The 17,198-nt window shown below is 62.3% G+C and carries 14 protein-coding genes; 7 read left to right on the forward strand and 7 right to left on the reverse strand.

Annotation, left to right across the window (positions count from 1 at the left end):
- Positions 1 to 34 precede the first annotated feature (34 nt).
- Entirely contained in the window at positions 35 to 535 is a 501-nt protein-coding gene (locus Q0650_RS03805) for a hypothetical protein (protein ID WP_298816081.1), read from the forward strand.
- Positions 536 to 2,407 carry a DUF5671 domain-containing protein gene (locus Q0650_RS03810; RefSeq protein WP_298816083.1) on the forward strand — a complete coding sequence of 624 codons (1,872 nt, stop codon included), beginning with the start codon at positions 536 to 538 and terminating at the stop codon, positions 2,405 to 2,407.
- 28 nt (positions 2,408 to 2,435) lie between these two features.
- On the opposite strand, the gene Q0650_RS03815 is transcribed toward Q0650_RS03810, so the two are convergent.
- A complete protein-coding gene (locus tag Q0650_RS03815; protein WP_298816085.1) occupies positions 2,436 to 3,377 on the reverse strand; it encodes a cation diffusion facilitator family transporter in 942 nt (313 codons plus the stop codon).
- A gap of 299 nt (positions 3,378 to 3,676) precedes the next feature.
- Here Q0650_RS03815 and Q0650_RS03820 point away from each other — a divergent pair, with 299 nt between their 5' ends.
- Entirely contained in the window at positions 3,677 to 4,216 is a 540-nt protein-coding gene (locus Q0650_RS03820) for a cob(I)yrinic acid a,c-diamide adenosyltransferase (RefSeq protein ID WP_298816087.1), read from the forward strand.
- A gap of 67 nt (positions 4,217 to 4,283) precedes the next feature.
- Here the strand turns inward: Q0650_RS03820 and Q0650_RS03825 are convergent, their stop codons facing one another.
- Positions 4,284 to 5,237, reverse strand: coding sequence for a response regulator (locus Q0650_RS03825; RefSeq protein WP_298816089.1), 954 nt, complete (start codon positions 5,235 to 5,237; stop codon positions 4,284 to 4,286).
- Positions 5,238 to 5,306: 69 nt separating this feature from the next.
- Between Q0650_RS03825 and Q0650_RS03830 the strand changes: the two genes are divergently transcribed.
- Positions 5,307 to 7,244, forward strand: coding sequence for a tRNA uridine-5-carboxymethylaminomethyl(34) synthesis enzyme MnmG (locus tag Q0650_RS03830; protein WP_298816091.1), 1,938 nt, complete (start codon positions 5,307 to 5,309; stop codon positions 7,242 to 7,244).
- 14 nt (positions 7,245 to 7,258) lie between these two features.
- On the opposite strand, the gene Q0650_RS03835 is transcribed toward Q0650_RS03830, so the two are convergent.
- The 3 genes from Q0650_RS03835 to Q0650_RS03845 form a co-directional block, all read right to left on the reverse strand.
- Positions 7,259 to 8,440, reverse strand: coding sequence for an aspartate aminotransferase family protein (locus tag Q0650_RS03835; RefSeq protein WP_298816093.1), 1,182 nt, complete (start codon positions 8,438 to 8,440; stop codon positions 7,259 to 7,261).
- Entirely contained in the window at positions 8,437 to 10,209 is a 1,773-nt protein-coding gene (gene menD / locus Q0650_RS03840; protein WP_298816095.1) for a 2-succinyl-5-enolpyruvyl-6-hydroxy-3-cyclohexene-1-carboxylic-acid synthase, read from the reverse strand. The genes Q0650_RS03835 and menD overlap by 4 nt, the downstream gene beginning before the upstream one ends.
- A 77-nt stretch (positions 10,210 to 10,286) precedes the next feature.
- Positions 10,287 to 11,735 (reverse strand): isochorismate synthase MenF, encoded by a 1,449-nt coding sequence (locus Q0650_RS03845; protein WP_298816098.1) that lies wholly within the window; start codon positions 11,733 to 11,735, stop codon positions 10,287 to 10,289.
- Between the two features lie 248 nt (positions 11,736 to 11,983).
- On the opposite strand from Q0650_RS03845, the gene Q0650_RS03850 reads away from it, so the two are divergent.
- Positions 11,984 to 13,234, forward strand: coding sequence for a hypothetical protein (locus Q0650_RS03850; protein WP_298816100.1), 1,251 nt, complete (start codon positions 11,984 to 11,986; stop codon positions 13,232 to 13,234).
- A gap of 15 nt (positions 13,235 to 13,249) precedes the next feature.
- Here Q0650_RS03850 and Q0650_RS03855 read toward each other — a convergent pair whose 3' ends face one another.
- Together Q0650_RS03855 and Q0650_RS03860 are read right to left on the reverse strand one after the other, a co-directional pair.
- Entirely contained in the window at positions 13,250 to 14,512 is a 1,263-nt protein-coding gene (locus Q0650_RS03855; RefSeq protein WP_298816104.1) for a DnaJ domain-containing protein, read from the reverse strand.
- A complete protein-coding gene (locus Q0650_RS03860; RefSeq protein WP_298816106.1) occupies positions 14,496 to 14,705 on the reverse strand; it encodes a hypothetical protein in 210 nt (69 codons plus the stop codon). The genes Q0650_RS03855 and Q0650_RS03860 overlap by 17 nt, the downstream gene beginning before the upstream one ends.
- A 96-nt stretch (positions 14,706 to 14,801) precedes the next feature.
- Here Q0650_RS03860 and Q0650_RS03865 point away from each other — a divergent pair, with 96 nt between their 5' ends.
- Both Q0650_RS03865 and Q0650_RS03870 read left to right on the forward strand, forming a co-directional pair.
- Complete coding sequence (locus tag Q0650_RS03865) at positions 14,802 to 15,146, forward strand: hypothetical protein (protein ID WP_298816108.1); 345 nt, start codon at positions 14,802 to 14,804, stop codon at positions 15,144 to 15,146.
- Positions 15,116 to 17,198: CHAT domain-containing protein (locus tag Q0650_RS03870; RefSeq protein WP_298816110.1), on the forward strand; the 2,083-nt coding region annotated here is incomplete at its 3' end. The genes Q0650_RS03865 and Q0650_RS03870, both read left to right, overlap by 31 nt.

Genomic DNA, 17,198 nt, shown 5'->3' on the forward strand with positions numbered 1-17,198 from the left:
GGTGAGTTGTTAGTGCCTGAAAAAGGAACGTATTATGCTGAACTGGATAGCGGCAACCGATCGCTGGTTACTGGGGATTGTCGGCGGATCGATCCTGCTGATCATTGTGGCAGTGGTGGTGGTTTTCACGCGCGCCAATCCAGAGTATCGGTCTGGCAGTAATCCTGATGATGTGGTTTTCAACTATATCCTGGCGCTTGAGCGTGGTGATTATGAGCGCGCGTACAGCTTTCTTTCGCCCGCATTGCCCGGCTATCCTCGGAGCGCGCAGGCAATGCGGCAGCAGTTGCAACGCCCTTTTCCCTCTGAAGAGGATGTCAGCTATGACATAGCCAGCGTGACGATCAACGGCGATCAAGCCACTGTGACGGCGCGCGAGATCGTCATTTATCGCGGAAGTGGCCTGTTTGGCGGCGGTCAGTCCACTTCTACCTATACCTTCGAGTTACAGCAGACACCAGATGGTTGGCGATTAATCGGTAGTTCGAACTGGCGGGTGTGGCAGTGGTGCTGGACACAGGAAGGAGGCTGCTAGATGGCAGCAGTTCGGCGCTGGTACCTGTATCTGAGCGCAACTATCGGTTTGCAAGGGTTTGCCTGGTCACTGATCTGGTTGCTCTACCCGATCTTTGCGACGCAGGATCAACCATCGGTTACGAACACAGCTTTTCAGCTTGCTGCGCTCGTGATCTGTCTCCCGCTCTGGTTAATCCACTGGCTTTGGGGCGAGCGACTGGCGCGCCGCGATCCCGATGAACGCGCTTCGGCGATTCGGAAGCTCTATCTGTACGCAAACCTGGCCGCTTTTCTCTTGCCGCTGATCAACAGTGTGTCCGACCTGATATCGACTGTGTTCCTGCTCGTCTTTGGTTATGGGTTTGCCGACACTCAAAGCCAATTCTGGTACGGTTTGGTCTCTGCGCTGGTGCTTGGCGCGCTCTTTGCCTATCACAGCCTGGTCGCGCGCAATGACGCTCATGCGGCGCCGTTAACCGGCGCTGGCGCGCTGGTGCGCCGAATCTATCTCTTGTTTGCCGCCGGCGCCGGCCTAATCGTTTGGGCAAATGGCGCCAACCAGTTGTTGCAATTGGTGTTCAATCCGGTTGAGAGTGGCAGGCTGGGTAGACTCTTCAGTCCGGCAGTGACCGGTCTGGTCATCGGCCTGGCGGTATGGTCAGGCCACTGGTGGCGCGCTCAGCGTCTCTTCGCAACCGCTGAAGAGGACGAACGATCGTCGGTGTTGCGCAAGGTGTACCTCTACCTGGTGATCGTCATCGCAACGCTGATCGTGGTAACAACTGCAACCGCGTTCATAAGCGCTCTGTTGCGTTCAGCTTTTGGATTACCGGTTGAAGGGTCGCTCAGCGATGTGCTGATACCGATTGCCATTCCTGGGATTATCGCTCTCTATCACGCCAGCGTTTTGCGCGCCGACGCGGCTGCGATTCCGGAAGGGCCGCGGCAGGCCGGTGTGCGGCGGCTGGCATGGTACCTGGTGGCCGCGATTGGTCAGTTCGCAGCGCTGATCGGCATCGGCGGCATTCTCAGTTTGGTGATTCGTGGTCTGAGTGGCGCTGAAATGTTCAGCGATCTGCGCGAACCACTGGCCTGGTTTTTGGCCTTCCTGATCGTAGGATTGTCGATCTGGGTTGGATGCTGGCGGCAGGTACAACGCAGAGCGATGATGGCCGGAGCAGTCGGCATTGCGGAGCGTAGTTCGCTCGCGCGCCGTATCTATCTCTTCGGCTTTGTATTTGTGGCTTCGCTTACCCTGCTGCCGGCGCTGCTCTACATTCTGTTCCGGCTGATCAGCATTGGGCTGGGTGAGACGTTCGGTGGCCAGTTGCTGGCCGATCTTGCCCAGGCTCTGGCCTTCAGCCTGATCGCTATCGGCGTGATTGTAACTCACGGACTGGCGATACGCGCCGATACGCAGGCGCGTTCACGCGCCGAACTCAGCCAACAGGCGCAGGTACGGGTGGCAGTGCTTGCCAGCCGCGAGCTGGCAACGCCGATTGCCGAAGTGTTGCGCCAGCAATTTCCGCAACTGATGCTCGCCATCGTTGATCCGGCGACCGGCAACGCCGATCTGCTGATGAGCGCCGATCTTATTGTCGGCACATGGCAGCCGGGCAATGAACCGTACCAGTTGAGCAGGTCGCCAGCGCGCAAGCTGCTGATACCGCTGGCCGCTGAAAACTGGATGTGGGTTGGGATTGATCCGGTTGTCGTCCGGACAATCCCGGCTCAAATTGCGCAGGCAGTGCGGCAGATGCTGGCTGGCGAAACCCTCAAACCGTACCGTCCGGTCAGCGCCGGAATGATCGTGGGAGCAGTGGCAGCCGTCTTCCTTGTCATCCTGATTGTCTTTGGATTGGTTCAGGTGGCTTTGTTTGCCTTCTTGTAAGCGCCCGGTCACGCGCTGCAGGTTGTGTTCAGCGCGTGACCGCGACATCCTCGGTGACCGCCTCATCAGCGCGGTCGAGGGCAATATCGGCGAAGGCCGCCGGATCGTTGCGTGGTTCAAGATGAGTGAAGACGGTACTGTTTGGAACGGCAGCGCGCACGGCGGCTTCGACCTCTTCGGCCATTGCGTGGGCTTGCTGAATGCTCCATGTATCTGGCACCAGCAGATGGAATGAGATGAAGCGACGCGCGCCAGATTGACGAGTGCGGAGGGCATGATAGTCGCACCCCTGCTCGCCAAGATTGGCCAGCGCCGCCTGAATTGCGGCCAGTTCGCGCGCAGGCAGCGCGGTATCCATCAAGCCAAGCACGGCGCTACGCACCAGCCGCGCGCCGGTTATGGTGATGTTGACGGCGACGGCGAGCGCGATCAGCGGATCGAGAACGTACCAGCCGGTCAGCGCCACCAGCCCGATCCCGCAGACCACCGCGACCGATGTCCAGACATCGGTAAGGAGATGGTGGCCATCAGCTTCGAGCGTGAGCGAGTCGTAATGACGACCGGCGCGAAGCAGTACCAGCGCAACTGTCCCGTTGATGAGCGTGGCGATGCCGGCGACGATCAGGCCAGCTATCGACACATCGAGCGGCTGCGGCACAATAAGGCGCTGTATGGCCGTCCAGGCAATGCCGCCAGCCGCCACGATGATCAGGATGCCCTCGATAGCGCCGGCAAAATACTCAGCTTTGCCGTGACCGTAGGCGTGATCGTGGTCGGCGGGACGGGCCGCGATGGTGAGGATCCATAATGCCATCACGGCAGCCGCCAGATTCACCAGCGACTCGAGCGCATCGGCCAGCAATCCGATCGAATCGGTCAGCCAGTATGCAACCAATTTGAGGCTGATCGTCATGATAGCGGCAACGATCGAGAGCCATGCATAACGTGTAAGGGTTTGATGTGTAGTCACGGCAATACTCCCGACATGACGGCGTCTACTGCCAAGGATAGCCGAACAAACGCGATTTTGACAAGATCGCAGCCAATAATTTGGCCAGGGTAAGCAAGCAATTTTGTGACGACGAAAGGAACATTCTGGTTGCCGGAAAGGACGGCAGCGCGCGTTTGACCGGCGGCGGATCGGGTTTCGCATCGTTGCAGCAATAGCCGGCGCAGGCGCTTTGCCGGCGCGCAACTGTGTTAGACCGTGGTATACTGATAACGCCATACTGATCAAAGTTACGTTATTTAGCAAGTTTTGGGATCCAGATGAAAATTTACACTCGCACCGGTGATAACGGTGAAACCGGTCTGTTTGGTGGCCAGCGCGTTCGCAAAGACGACTTGCGCGTGCAAGCCTATGGCACTGCCGACGAATGCAACGCCGCGATAGGTGTTGCGCGAGCTGCCGGACCTGATCCGGCGCTCGATGCCGCGCTGGCGGTGGTGCAGAATCAACTCTTCGTAGTGGGAGCCGACCTGGCCTCGCCTGAAGAATCGCCGTACATTCCAAGAGTCACTGCCGAGATGACGGCATTTCTCGAAGCGCAGATCGATGCCATGGAGAGCGAGCTAGCCCCGCTCAAGCAGTTTATTTTGCCCGGAGGCACGGCGGTGGCAGCGTATCTACACCTGGCGCGCACCATCTGTCGCCGCGCTGAGCGGGTGGTGGTAACTCTGGCTGCTGAGGAACCGGTGGCGGCTGAGATTTTGACCTATCTCAACCGGCTGTCGGACTTTCTATTCGTGGCAGCGCGGGTGGCCAATGCGCGAGCCGGCGTGGTTGACGTACCCTGGCAGAAGCCGTAGATCCTGTTTTGCGTCGATGGCGAAACAGAGCGTCCAGAAGTTGAGCAACTTCTGGACGCTCTCTGATTTATTGCCCCAACAACTGAGTGATGAACCCCGGATCGAAATAGGAAATAGCGCCGCCAGCGATAACGAGAGCCAGGATAATCGCCAGGATAACGATTAGCCAGCGCGGAGGGGCGCGCCGGGAAAACCGGGTATTGACATTGCCCACGGTGAACGAGAACGATGGTGTTTTCTCATCGATCTGGTAACGGGCGCGATATTCGGCTTCGGCAGCTGATGAGTCAATGCCGAAATAGGTGGCATAGGCGCGCATCATGCGGAGCGCCGCCGGGCCGCGCGGCAGCAGCGACCACTGCTCGTCTTCGATGGCCTGCAAATAGTACATCCGCACTTTAATATCATTCTCAATCTGGACGAGGGTGAGATGGCGGCGCTGGCGTTCGGCGCGCAAACGGCGGCCAAAACTGGCCTGCTCTTCACTCTCGGTCAACTGGCGAATCGGCGCGTTGTCGGTATTGCGCAGCAGAGCCAGTTCTTCCGCTTCGCTCATAAAGACCGACTCGGTCTCCTCCTGGGCAGGACGACGGGATGATCCGGTCGGAGGTGTCATCGTTTCCACTCCTGTAGCGCTGGCTGCTGTCTGATTGGGCATGATTACCGGCGTTTCGGGTAGCATGCGGGCCTGAATGCGGGCCAACAGCTCGCCGGTGCGGTAGGGCTTGGTAACATAATCGGCAGCGCCGGCGGCAAATCCGCGCATCACATTCTCTTCGAGGCCGGCGCTGCTGAGCACGATAACCGGCTGAAGCGCCGCCAGCCGCGGGAGAGCATCCCAACCTGCGCCGCCTTCAGTGCGCACCTCGAGCAGCACCAGATCGGGATGCTCGCGCGCGCATTCACGCTCGGCTTGAGCGATAATGCTGCTGTTCAGGACGCGGTAGCCAGCTTCACTCAGTTGCTCTTTCAATTTCGCCGTGAAGGCGACATCATCGTCTATAATGAAAATAGTGCGCATATTGTTGTGTATCAGTGAGCAGCGCACGACCTCTGCCGCGCGCTGCGTTATTATACCATGTCCGTTTCTATGCAGACACGTTACGATGTGATTGTTGTAGGCGCTGGTCATGCCGGTTGCGAGGCTGCCCATGCCGCAGCCCGGCTTGGCTGTCGCACACTCCTGTTGACAATTGACCTTGACAAACTGGCCCATATGTCGTGCAATCCGAGCATTGGCGGGCCGGCGAAGGGCCATCTGGTGCGCGAAATCGACGCAATGGGCGGCCTGATGGGGCGGATCACTGACCTCAGCGCGATCCAGATCCGGCTGTTGAATGAAAGCAAAGGGCCGGCGGTACAATCGCTGCGCGCGCAATGCGATAAACGATTGTATGCGCGCCTGATGAAAGAGACGCTCGAGCGCGTGCCGCATCTCGACCTGCGGCAGGCGATGGTCGAGCGGATTGCGCCGCCGAGTGCCGATAGCCAGTGCTTTACGGTGACAACGCACACCGGTTGGCGTTATACGGCGCCGGCGGTTATTCTCACGACTGGCACCTTCCTGCGCGGGCGCGCGATCACCGGCGAGGCGGTATGGGGCGCCGGACGGGCCGGCGAAGCGCCGGCAATGGCGTTGAGTGAAGATCTGGCGGCGCTGGGGTTTCCGCTGGTGCGCCTGAAAACCGGCACTCCGCCGAGGCTGGCTGCAGCGACCATCGATTTCTCGCTGACCGAAGTGCAACCGGGCAGCAGCAAACCACTCGCGTTTGGTCATTACTATGCCGAGCTAGGCGAATCGATCCCACCGCCGGCATACCACGGCCCGCCGGCGCCGGTTTACCCGCATCCGCAGCTCGAAGGATGGCGACCGCAGTTGCCCTGCTACCAGGTGCATACCACGCCTGAGTTCCACGCGATCATCCGGGCTAATCTACACCGGGCGCCCCTGTTTAGCGGGATCATCGAAGGCGTTGGGCCGCGCTACTGCCCGAGCATCGAGGATAAGATCGTGCGCTTTGCCGACAAAGAGCGCCACAGTCTCTTCCTCGAACCGGAAGGCTGGACGACTGCAGAGGTCTATGTGCAGGGGTGCAATACCTCGTTGCCGGAAGATGTGCAATGGGCGATGCTGCGTTCGATCCCGGCGTTGCGCAATGTCGAATTTATGCGCATCGGCTATGCAATTGAGTATGACGCAGTGGCGACCGGCGAAATTACCGCCGACATGCAGACACGACGGCTGCGTGGCCTGTTTTTTGCCGGACAAATCAACGGAACGACCGGCTATGAAGAAGCGGCGGCGCAGGGATTGATGGCCGGGATCAATGCGGCGCACTTCGTGCAGGGCAAACCGCCGGTCATTCTGGGCCGGGCCGAAGCCTATATCGGCGTGTTGATCGACGATCTCACCACGAAAGAGATTCGTGAACCGTACCGCATGTTCACATCGCGCGCTGAGTATCGGTTGCTTTTGCGTGGCGACAACGCCGATCTGCGCCTGACGCCATTGGCCTACCGGTTGGGGCTGGTCGATGGCGAGCGGGCTGCGGTCGTCGAAGCGCGACGCGCTCAGATCGAGCAAGCGGCGCAACAGGCGCGCGACCGGCGGATCTTCCCGTCGGCAGCGGTAAACGCCGCGCTCGAAGCCCAGGGAATTAAGCCGTTGAGCCAGCCGGCTACGGTTGCCGAAATCTTGGCCCGGCCAGAGGTGAGCTACGCGCAGTTGCGGATGGCTATTCCAGATTTGCCGGAACTCTCGCCTGCCGTAGCTGAGCAGGTTGAGATCGCCTGCAAGTACAGCGGATACATTGCCCGTCAGGAACGCGATGTGGCGCGAATGCAGAAGATGGAGCATCGCCGTATCCCGCCCGACTTTGATTACACTGCGCTGCCGGGATTGCGCAACGAAGCGCGGCAGGTATTAATGCGGTTCCGTCCGGCTACGCTGGGGCAAGCCGGACGGCTGGCCGGGATCAACCCGGCTGATGTGGCTATTCTGCTGTTTGCGCTGGAACGGCGACAATAGCGGTCAGACCGGAACTATTCTGCCCGCAGCACTGCGGCGATTGCCTCTACCACCCGCTCGAGATCGGCCTGCTCGATGACCAGCGGCGGCAACAAACGCAACACGTTGGGGCCGGCAGGCAAGGCCAGCACGCCACGTTCGAGCAGGGCAGCAATAGCCGGTTGCGAACGGCTCTTGAGTTCGAGACCGACAAGCAACCCTAGCCCACGCACTTCGCGCACAGCCGGCAGCTTGAGATCGCGCAAGGTCTGCATCAGCCAGGCGCCCTTCGTCGCAGCCTGTTCGGGAATGCGTTCAGTCTGATAGACGCGCAGCGCAGCGCGAGCCGCAGCGCAGGCCAGCGGATTGCCGCCGAAGGTTGAGCCGTGGGCGCCGGTCGGAAGCGGGCCGTGGCGCTCGTGAATGGCGACAGCTCCCATTGGCACGCCGGCAGCGATACTCTTGGCCAGAATCAGCAGATCGGGCGTCACGCCGCTATGTTCAATCGCAAACAGCTTACCGGTGCGGCCAAAACCGGTTTGCACTTCATCAACCAGCAATAACGCGCCGGCAGCAGCGCAAATCTCGGCCACGCCGGCCAGATAGCCGGGGGGAGCCGGTCGCACGCCGCCTTCGCCCTGCACCGGCTCAACCAGAACGGCTGCGGTCTGTGGGCCAACAGCGGCGCGCAGAGCATCGAGATTGCCATAAGGCACGTGGCTGAATTCCGGCACCAGGGGAAGGAATGGCTCGCGGTATTTGCTCTCCCAGGTTGCGCTCAACGCGCCCATGGTGCGACCGTGAAAACCGCGCATCGTTGCCACAATGCCAGGCCGACCGGTCAGCAGACGAGCAAACTTGAGCGCCGCTTCCACCGCTTCAGCGCCGCTATTGCACAGGAAGATACGAGCGGGAAACGGCAAGGCTGCCGCCAGTTCCGCCAGGTAGGCCGCGCGCGCGTCGTTGGGAAAGATTTCCGGGCAACTGATCAACCGTTCAGCCTGTTCGCGAATCGCCGCCACGATTGCCGGATGGCCATGGCCGAGATTGGCGGCGCCTTGACCGCCGACACAGTCGATATAGGCGCGACCCTCAGCATCGTAGAGCCGCGCGCCCTCACCGCGCACAATTGCCAGTGGCCGTTTGGGATACAGCCCACTCGTGTAGTGAGCTTCCTGGGCGATAATGTCGGCATTCGTTGCCAGAGAATGTATCACGGTGAACTCCTTTCCACCAATCCGGCCCGTTCGAGCGCAGCGCTTACCAGTGGCCAGATCTGGCGATGATCGATCACATTTTGGTCGCGGCGCGTGCGAATTTCGATCAGGTGGAGACCGCCGGCGAAGCTCTCTTGCAGCGCGGCGCGCGCGGCAGGCCAGTCGCGCGCCAGGGTGTAGCGCGCGCCGTGCAGAGCAGCCAGGGGCGCAAAATCGATTCCATGCGGCGTGCCGAACAACAACTCAAACTGATCGGTTTCGCCGGCCTGAGGCAGGAACGAGAAGATACCGCCGCCATCATTGTTGATCAGCAGGATGGTAGCGTTGAGCTGATGGAGACGAGCGGCAAGCAAGCCGTTGGCATCGTGCAGCAACGAGAGGTCGCCGAGCGCCATCACCAGCGGCGCTGCGCCGCCAGCGGCCAGGCCAAGCGCCGTTGAAACGAGACCATCGATACCGTTAGCGCCTCGATTGCCGGTCACAGTGAGCGACGCGGATCGCGGGCCGAGAAAGCTATCGCAATCGCGCACCGGCATCGAATTGCCGACAAAGAGCGTTGCGCCGGCAGGCAGCCACTCCTCAAGGCGGGCAAACAGTCCCGGCTCGCTGATGGTCGGCTGCGCAAAGAGATGGTCATGGATTGCGGCGCGGGTGACCTGCTCGGCGGTCAGCCAGGCCCGCATCCAAAGGGTCGGACCTTCGCGCTGCGACGAAGCGAGCGCATCGGCCAGCGCCAGACAAAACCAGCGCTCATCGACCTGCACATGCTCACCGGCCAGACTGGTCGGATCGCGCCAACCGGCGCCGCCATCGATCACGATCTGGCGGGCCTGGGGATGGCGCTGGAGGTAGAGCAACACCGGCTTGCTGGTCGGCATGGCGCCAAAGCGTAACACCACCTCCGGCGCATAGCCGGCGGCAAACCGCTCATCGCGGAGGAAGGCGTCATATGCGCCGAGCGCCAGCTCATCGACATGCGGGCCGTACCGTACTCCAGAGAGGGGATCGGCCAGAATGGGAAAGCGCAGGCGATGAGCCAGCGTCACCAGCAACGGGCCGAGATCGGGAGGGCAATCGGGGCCGGCGATGATTAAACCGCGCCGGTACGCAACCAGGCTGGCAGCCAGCGCGGCAATCTCTGCGCCACCGATCATCCGGCGCGCCGTTGTGACTTGCACCGCCGGCGTTACCGGTTCGGCAAGCAACGTTGCCAGCAGAGCGCGGTCGGGCACCAGCGGTTCGCGGAATGGGAGATTCAGATGTACCGGGCCGGCTGGCGCGCTGCGCGCCAATCCGATGGCGCGACCCAAGGTTGCGCGTAAAAACGGCAGTAGCGCAGACTCCGGCGTCGGCAGATCGACAAACCAGCGCGCATGACGGCCAAAGATGTTAATCTGGTCGATTGTCTGCGGCGCGCCATTCTCGCGCAACTCAGGAGGACGATCGGCGGTGAGCAAGAGCAACGGCACGCGGGCCAGACTGGCCTCGACAACTGCCGGCAACAGATTCGCCACTGCAGTGCCAGACGTGCAGAGCACTGCAACCGGCGCACTGCGGGCGCGCGCCATACCCAGGGCAAAAAAACCGGCTGATCGCTCGTCGAGATGCATCCACACGCGCAGATGGGGCGATCGCGCCACCGCCAGCGCGAGGGGCGCGCTGCGAGAACCGGGACAGACCACCACATCCCTGACACCGCCGGCAGCAAGTCCATGCGCGATGGTTGCCACCCAACGGGTGAGCGCCTCGAGATACACCGAAGTATTCATTTCATTCCGCAACCTTCCCGCCAGACACACGCATGTCCGATTACAATGCGCCGTTGCCTGACGCTACGCAGGCAACGCTAGCCAATCATCGACTCGCTTGCCCCCAACGCTTCCAGCATTGCGCGCAGCTTGATCCGGGTCTCGGTCAATTCGCGATCTGGATCGGAGGCAGCCACGATCCCGCAACCGGCAAAGAGGGTTGCCTCGCGGCGACCCACCAGTGCCGAACGGAGAGCCACGGCGAACTCGCCATCGCCGCGCGCGTCGATCCAGCCAACCGGCGCCGCATACCAGCCGCGATCGAGCTGCTCGCGAGCGCGGATCCAGGCCAGCGCCGCCTGACCGGGCTTGCCGCCGACCGCCGGCGTTGGATGCAAGCGCGCTACCAGATCGAAAATGTCGTAGCCGGGCCTGATACAGGCCGTCACCGGCGTAAAGAGATGTTGCACGTTTCGCACCCGCATAATCTCAGGAACATCCGGCGCCTGCACACAATCGCAGTATTCTGCCAGGGCTGCCTTAATCATATTGACGACAAAGGCATGCTCGGCGCGATCTTTGGCGCTCTGCAACAGAGCGGCGGCCAGCGCCGCGTCTTCAGCCGGTGTCGCGCCACGCGGCGCCGAGCCGGCCAGCGCCGAAGCGGCGACGCGGCCCTCGCGGAGGGCAACGAGCCGTTCAGGTGACGCGCCGAGGAAGGTGCGACCGCCGCGGGCAACCGCGAAGACGAAGGTATGCGGATAATCGCGGCGGAGCGTGTGAAGCGTTGCGGCGGTGTCAAACGGCTCTGCGCTGCGGAGGCGAACAGCGCGCGCCAGCACCACCTTGTCAAGCGCGCCGGCGCGCAGATCGGCGATAGCGTCGGCAACAATCCCCTTCCAGATTGCGGGCGGTAGTGACACGTCAATCTGTAAATCGCTCGGTGGCCGATGCGGACGCCACGGCAGCCCGATCAGGGCCTGCAACCGGCGGGCAGCGGCAGCGCCAAGCGCCAGCGTCGAACTATTGGCATCGACCATGCCATTCACAGTGAGCGTTGTCACATCGCCATGGCGAACGATCAGCAGGCGCGGCACAACCAGCAGCGCCGGCGGATAGTCACGCCACAACTCACTGGCGGGCTGGCAGGGATCGAAGCGGAAACCGGCCACGGCCAGCGGTCCCTGCACAGGCAGATCGGGGTCGGCGTCGATCACTGCTTCCGCCATCAACTGTCGCCAGGCGGCGGCGCAAGCGGCGAACCGATCAGCGTCGAGTGGCGGCGTAAAACTCCACGCCGTGCCGAGGCCGGTAAGTTCGAAGCCGGCAGCCGGCGTACTCCAGAAAAAGCGGTTGTGGGTGACGCCGGCGCCGCGCGCGAAGAGCGCCAGCGGATCGCGCAATCCTACCTGAGTCGTCACACTTACCAGCACCGGGTGGCCAAGCTCGCGCGCGCGCTGGCGGGCGCGCTCGGCAGCAGCCTCCATGCGGGGCACTTCGCGTAGCGCGGCAGTGGTGACGCGCACACCAATCAATGGATTTGACATAAAGCTATCAACGGTTGGCGCATTGCTCTGCGACAGCGATACCGGATCTCTATACTCAATACATAGTAACACGTTTCGTTCAGCAGCATTGGGGGCTGGGAGAGAGCCACGCCGGTCATGCAAAGCAGGTGACGCGCCGTTGTCTCTATCAGTGCGTGATCCATCACCTGCATCGTTTTCCCTGCAACCTGCTTTAAATCCTGGTATACTACTAAATACACCATTCGATCTCCAGAAAGGAGTGAGGCATGGCTGCTCGCCGGATTCTGCTGACGCTGATCGGGCTATTGAGCGTAGTCATTCTGATCGGTAGTATAAGCGCAGGCGTGTTGGCCTTTCTTCTGATAACGAATCGACCGGTCGATCAGAAGTTGCTGGTTGTTGGCCCAGACCGGCGACTGGCGATTGTCGATCGGCAAGGTACGGCGCAGATATTGGCCGACGACACGAGCCGAGAACTGTTTCGCTATCCGGCGCTCGCTCCCGATGGTAGCCGGATCGCCTATGTCAGCCAGAGCGGCAGTGCCAGCATTTTGCGCGTGATCGATCTGCGCACCAACGAACGGATTGAATTGTATCGTTCGACGACCAACCCGCCGCTCTACATGGTCTGGTCGCCCGATGGTCGCTATCTCTCATTTCTGTCGAATCGCGGCGCCGGCGGTTTAGGCATGCACGTTGTGCCGGCTGATGGTTCGCGACCCGCCGAGTTGCTCAGCACCTCGCCGAGTTCGTTGTATCTGGCCTGGCAACCGGATAGCGCAGCCCTGCTCGTTCATATCGGCGGTTCAACGTTTGAAGATGGGCGTGTGGTGACCTTGCAGCCTGGGCGCGCGCAGCCGTTGCACGAAGTGACCGATCCCGGCTTTTTCCAAACGCCGGCCTGGAGTGTGGATGGCGAAAGCTTCTTCTATGTCGCCCAGCCACCCATTGAGGGACCGCCTGCCGTTGAAAAGGTTGAGAGTGTGCTGACGCGCGTGAAGGTTGGTGAAACGCAACCCCAGGCTCTGGCTCGCGAACCGATGGCAGCGATCATCTTTGGTCGCTCGCCGCGCAGCGATGAAATTGCTTACACGACCATCGGCCCCAACGGTTATGGCCCGCTAAAGCTGGTGGATCTCGATGGCAAGGTGCGCGTACTGTCGGCGACCAACGACAATGTTGTGGCATTCTTCTGGTCGCCAGACGGCGAGCAGATTGCCTACCTCACCCCGGCAGGCAGAGCTTCCAACGGGCTTACGCAGTTGCGCTGGCAGTTAGTGCATCGGCTCGGCGGCGCGCCGCGAACGCTGGCAACCTTCGCGCCTTCGCAGGAATTTTTAGCCCAGATCAACTTCTTTGACGCCTACGCGCTATCGTTCGATCTCTGGTCAAGCGACGGGCGCGCGCTGGTGTACACGGCGCGCGATGGCGTGTACGTGCTTGATGTGGGGCGCGGTATTACTACCCGGCGCAGCGATGGCGCGCTGGCGATGTGGTTGCCTGCCATCCCCCGCTAAGCAAGCGCGTGACCGTCAGGCCAGCGCGCGGATATGCAGATTGCTGAAGGTCGCAGTAGTGGCATTCTGTTCCGCGCGCGCCACAAGGCCGTAACGCGGATCGGGTGGCGGCGTGGCGCTGGTGATTATGCTGACCGTTTGCTGATTGACCCGCAGCTCAATCGTTTGACCCTCAAGCCGGGCGCCGAGCAGATTTCGGTCGGAAAGCGCAACTGCGCCCTCAGCCAGCAGCGCGCGGCGGTCGCCGTCGCGTTCGTCGCAGCGGAACTGACCGCGAGCCTGATGAACCAGGAAGCTCAAATAGCGTTGCGGGCCGTTGAAACGCAGGATCAATCCCGCCCAATCACCGCTGACGCTCACCTCAACCTCAATGATCATATCGGCGCCGATTGGCGAAGTGCGGAAAGCCCAGATGTCACCCAACCCGGCATTGGCCTGGATCAGATAGCGATTGTCGCGCGCGCCCACACTCCAGCCGACGCCGCTGGCGGCAGGCCAGTCGCTGTCAGGGCCGAAGCTGGCCTGATAGACGATGGGGCCGTCGATGGCGGCGACGGTGGGTGACGTGGCGACGGTGGGTGAGGCGGCGACAGTGGGCGACGCGGCGACGGTGGGCGACGCGGCGATGGTGGGCGACGCGGCGATGGTAGGTGACCCGGCGACGGTGGGCGACGCGGCGATGGTGGGCGACGCGGCGACAGGGGGCGAAGGGACAGGGACAGACCCGCTTGAGATGCCGGGTGTAGCAGCAGTCGCCGGCGTTGGCGCGGCTCCCTGGAGCTGACGCCAGCCATACCAGCCGAGCAGGGCGAGCGCTGCGCCGCCGACAGCGGTCGCGAGCAGGGCGCGGCGCGACATTACCATGCCGCCAGTTGGTGGCGGCTGATATTCAGCCTCAAGTTCGGCGATCAGTGTCTGGCAATCGCGATACCAGGGATTGATGCGCTGTAGCTCGCGCAGCGTGGCCAGCGCCTGCAAGCGCCTGCCGGCAGCGAGATGCGCTTGAGCCTGAGCGTACAATTCAGCCTGATAGTCGCGCTGAACCGGCGTGGCCGGCGTCGCTATTGATCGCCGCCGCCGGAGGTTCTGGTAAGCCTGATTGATCCGACGGGCGCGGCGAGCCGCATACTCCTGATCGGCGCGCGGCGCGCCGGCGAAACGGTCGGGATGGTACAGACTGATCTGTTTCAGATACGCTTGCTTGATTTCGGCTGGCGATGCGCCGGGCCGAACGCCGAGAATGGCGTAGTCGTCGAGTTGTTCAAAGTCGTCGTTCACGCCACTGTTGCCCAAACCGTGACCCTACACCCGGGCGGATAGTTAACCGATGCGTCGGCGACAGCAAAACACCGGCGCGACTCGCTGCGCGGTCGCGCGCGGCTGCCGACCAAAGCCGTTTCAGGATAGCATACCTGGCGCAGTTTGTCGAAGGCTGGCCGTTGCGATGGGGAATGCCGGGAAGCGGAAGCATGCAAGCAAATCTTCAAGATCCGGTCATGCCAAAGCAACAGATTTTCTGCTATGATGAAGGAAAGCGCCGTCGTCCTGCAATGAGACAGCTACCGCTATGACTGACGATCTGTCATTCACCCTTGACCTCCCGCCAGAAGAGCGCGAAACGCTCATGGCACTGATCCGCAGCGCCGGAATCGATGCACAGGCGCCGAAACTCAGAGATACTGACTGGCAGACGATCATTGCCATCATCGGCGGAATCGGTACCGTTGCCAGCAGCATTTCTGCCCTGATCGAGCTGGCCGACAAACTGAATACGTGGCGCACGACGATGCGCCGCCAGGGCAAGACGCCGCACGGCAGATTGCGTCGGTCCGGTCAACCTCCACTCGACCTTGCTACTGCCACCGATGAGGAGGTGCTGCAATGGCTGCTCAGAACGCCGCCGAAGGGGTAGCGCCGCTGCGCATGCTGGCGCTGATTGCCGCGCCGCTGGTCGCGAAGCGCGGCAACGATCTCATTCCGATCACGATCCTGCCGGCGCAGCAAGAGCTGGACGCGCTGAATGATGCCTGCGGTAAACTCGGTGTGGCGCTGGAGATACAGGTCGAAATCGCGACCACCGAACGGATCGGCGAGATCCTGGAAACGATACGGCAGCCGTTTGACATTCTGCACTTCATCGGGCACGGCAGCCAGAAACAGGACGGATCGAGCGTGCTGGCGCTGGAAGGTGAGACCGGTATGCTTCGTCTGCTGGATGTCGCTGAATTGCAGCGCTTGATCGGCAGCCGGCGACCGGCGCGGCTGGCATTCCTGAGCGCCTGCCACTCGGAGGGACTGGCGAAGGCGCTGCTGGCGACCGGCGTAACGCACGTCATCGCCATCAACGCCGCCGACGCCGTGCTCGATCTGGCTGCCCGGGTCTTTGCCCGGCGCTTCTATGCCGCGCTGCTGGCCGGTCGGGCGGTGGCGGAGGCATTTGATGCCGGCACACGCGCAGTTGCCACAAACGACGAACTGCGCGAATGGCGCGATCCGGAGACGCTCCAGCCCTGCAACCTGCTTGAAGAACTCAAGTTCTGCCTGTTGCCGGAAGGCGACCCGATCCACCAGCAGCCGCTCGCGCCCGAACCGCCGCGCGGCGCAGTGCGCTTCTGCCGCGCGCTGTGGGAGCGGACGAACCTGAGCGAGGCGAGCGCCGACCCGTTCGTGGGCCGCGCGCGTGAATTGCACCGGATTGCGATGGAGCTGCGCAAAGACGATTGTCGCTGCGTTGCCATCCACGGCATGGGTGGCATGGGCAAAACGGCGCTGGCGCTGGCGGCGGCGCGCTGGCAGCGCGAACGCGACCGCTGGCGCGATGGCGTCTGGTGGGTCGCCTTGCGCAACGTGACCGGCGCCTACGAAGCGCGGAGCCGGATTGCGCAGACGTTGGGGCTGGAAGCAAAGACTGCCGAGAGCGATACCGCGCTGACGACGGCGCTGCGCGACCGCCACCTGTTGCTGGCGCTCGACGACCTCGACGCGCTGCTGACCCAAGACAAAGACGGAACGACCGCCTTGCTCAGAGCGCTGCTCGACGTCCGCCGCCTGAAACTGCTCACCACGGCGCGGCGCGACCTGCCGGGTCAGGTCGCGCATCAGGCAATTGAACTGCGCCGCCTCGACCCGCATGATGCCCAAACAGTGTTCCGCATCTACGCGCCGCCGATTGAGGAATGGGGGAAATGGCAGGACACAGACTGGCGCGACCTCAACCGGTTTCTTGACGGCTATCCCTTCCCGATTCGGCTGGCGGCAACCGCGATGAAACAGGGACGGTGGTCGTTGCGCGACTTGCTGGGCAGATTGCAGGCAAACCCACAGGGAACCTTCCGCTACCCGGGCGACGACGAAGACCGCGAAACCAGCCTGGCAGCCACGCTCGATCTATCGTACAACCTGCTGCCCGAACCAGCGCGACGCATCTTTGCCGAACTGGCGATCTTCCCGGCGGGGCTAACGCGCAAGGCAGCGCGCGCAATTCTGGGCGCGGAGAGCGAAACGGCGCTCGAAACACTGGCGCGGCACAGCATGGCCGAATACCGTGACAGCGACGAGCGCTTCACGCTGCCGGAACCGGCGCGACGCTACGCCGAGGGCCGCCAGCCGCCAGATGCACTGGCAACCTGTGCACCGGCAGCGCTGGCGTACTTTGCCGACCTGATTGCCGCTGCCGATAGCGCCATCACCCGCGGCCAGATTGTTGAAGGGCGAAAAGCGCTGACGCGCGAACAACCGAACATCGCACACGTCCTGGACTGGGGGTACGACCACGAGGACGACACTGGCGGTATCAGCCGCGCCGCGCGCGCGACGGCGCAGTTGAGGAACTACTGGACGCTGATGGATGAAAGGGGGCAACCGGAGACCCTGGCGCGCCTGCGCCGTGCGCTGGCGGCAGCGCAGCGCATTGGCGACCGGCTGGGCGAAGCCGATGTGCTGCTGGCGATCGGCGACGTGCAGC

The sequence above is a fragment of the uncultured Chloroflexus sp. genome (assembly GCF_937129525.1).
Taxonomy (GTDB): Bacteria; Chloroflexota; Chloroflexia; order Chloroflexales; family Chloroflexaceae; genus Chloroflexus.

What these genes read in the sequence shown, in the direction of transcription:
- Q0650_RS03845 (WP_298816098.1), bottom strand. Translation starts at nt 11,735, where the DNA reads ATGTCAAATCCATTGATTGGTGTGCGCGTCACCACTGCCGCGCTACGC.
- Q0650_RS03810 (WP_298816083.1), top strand. Translation starts at nt 536, where the DNA reads ATGGCAGCAGTTCGGCGCTGGTACCTGTATCTGAGCGCAACTATCGGT.
- Q0650_RS03850 (WP_298816100.1), top strand. Translation starts at nt 11,984, where the DNA reads ATGGCTGCTCGCCGGATTCTGCTGACGCTGATCGGGCTATTGAGCGTA.
- Q0650_RS03830 (WP_298816091.1), top strand. Translation starts at nt 5,307, where the DNA reads ATGCAGACACGTTACGATGTGATTGTTGTAGGCGCTGGTCATGCCGGT.
- Q0650_RS03865 (WP_298816108.1), top strand. Translation starts at nt 14,802, where the DNA reads ATGACTGACGATCTGTCATTCACCCTTGACCTCCCGCCAGAAGAGCGC.
- Q0650_RS03825 (WP_298816089.1), bottom strand. Translation starts at nt 5,237, where the DNA reads ATGCGCACTATTTTCATTATAGACGATGATGTCGCCTTCACGGCGAAA.
- Q0650_RS03820 (WP_298816087.1), top strand. Translation starts at nt 3,677, where the DNA reads ATGAAAATTTACACTCGCACCGGTGATAACGGTGAAACCGGTCTGTTT.
- menD (WP_298816095.1), bottom strand. Translation starts at nt 10,209, where the DNA reads ATGAATACTTCGGTGTATCTCGAGGCGCTCACCCGTTGGGTGGCAACC.
- Q0650_RS03805 (WP_298816081.1), top strand. Translation starts at nt 35, where the DNA reads ATGCTGAACTGGATAGCGGCAACCGATCGCTGGTTACTGGGGATTGTC.
- Q0650_RS03860 (WP_298816106.1), bottom strand. Translation starts at nt 14,705, where the DNA reads ATGCTTCCGCTTCCCGGCATTCCCCATCGCAACGGCCAGCCTTCGACA.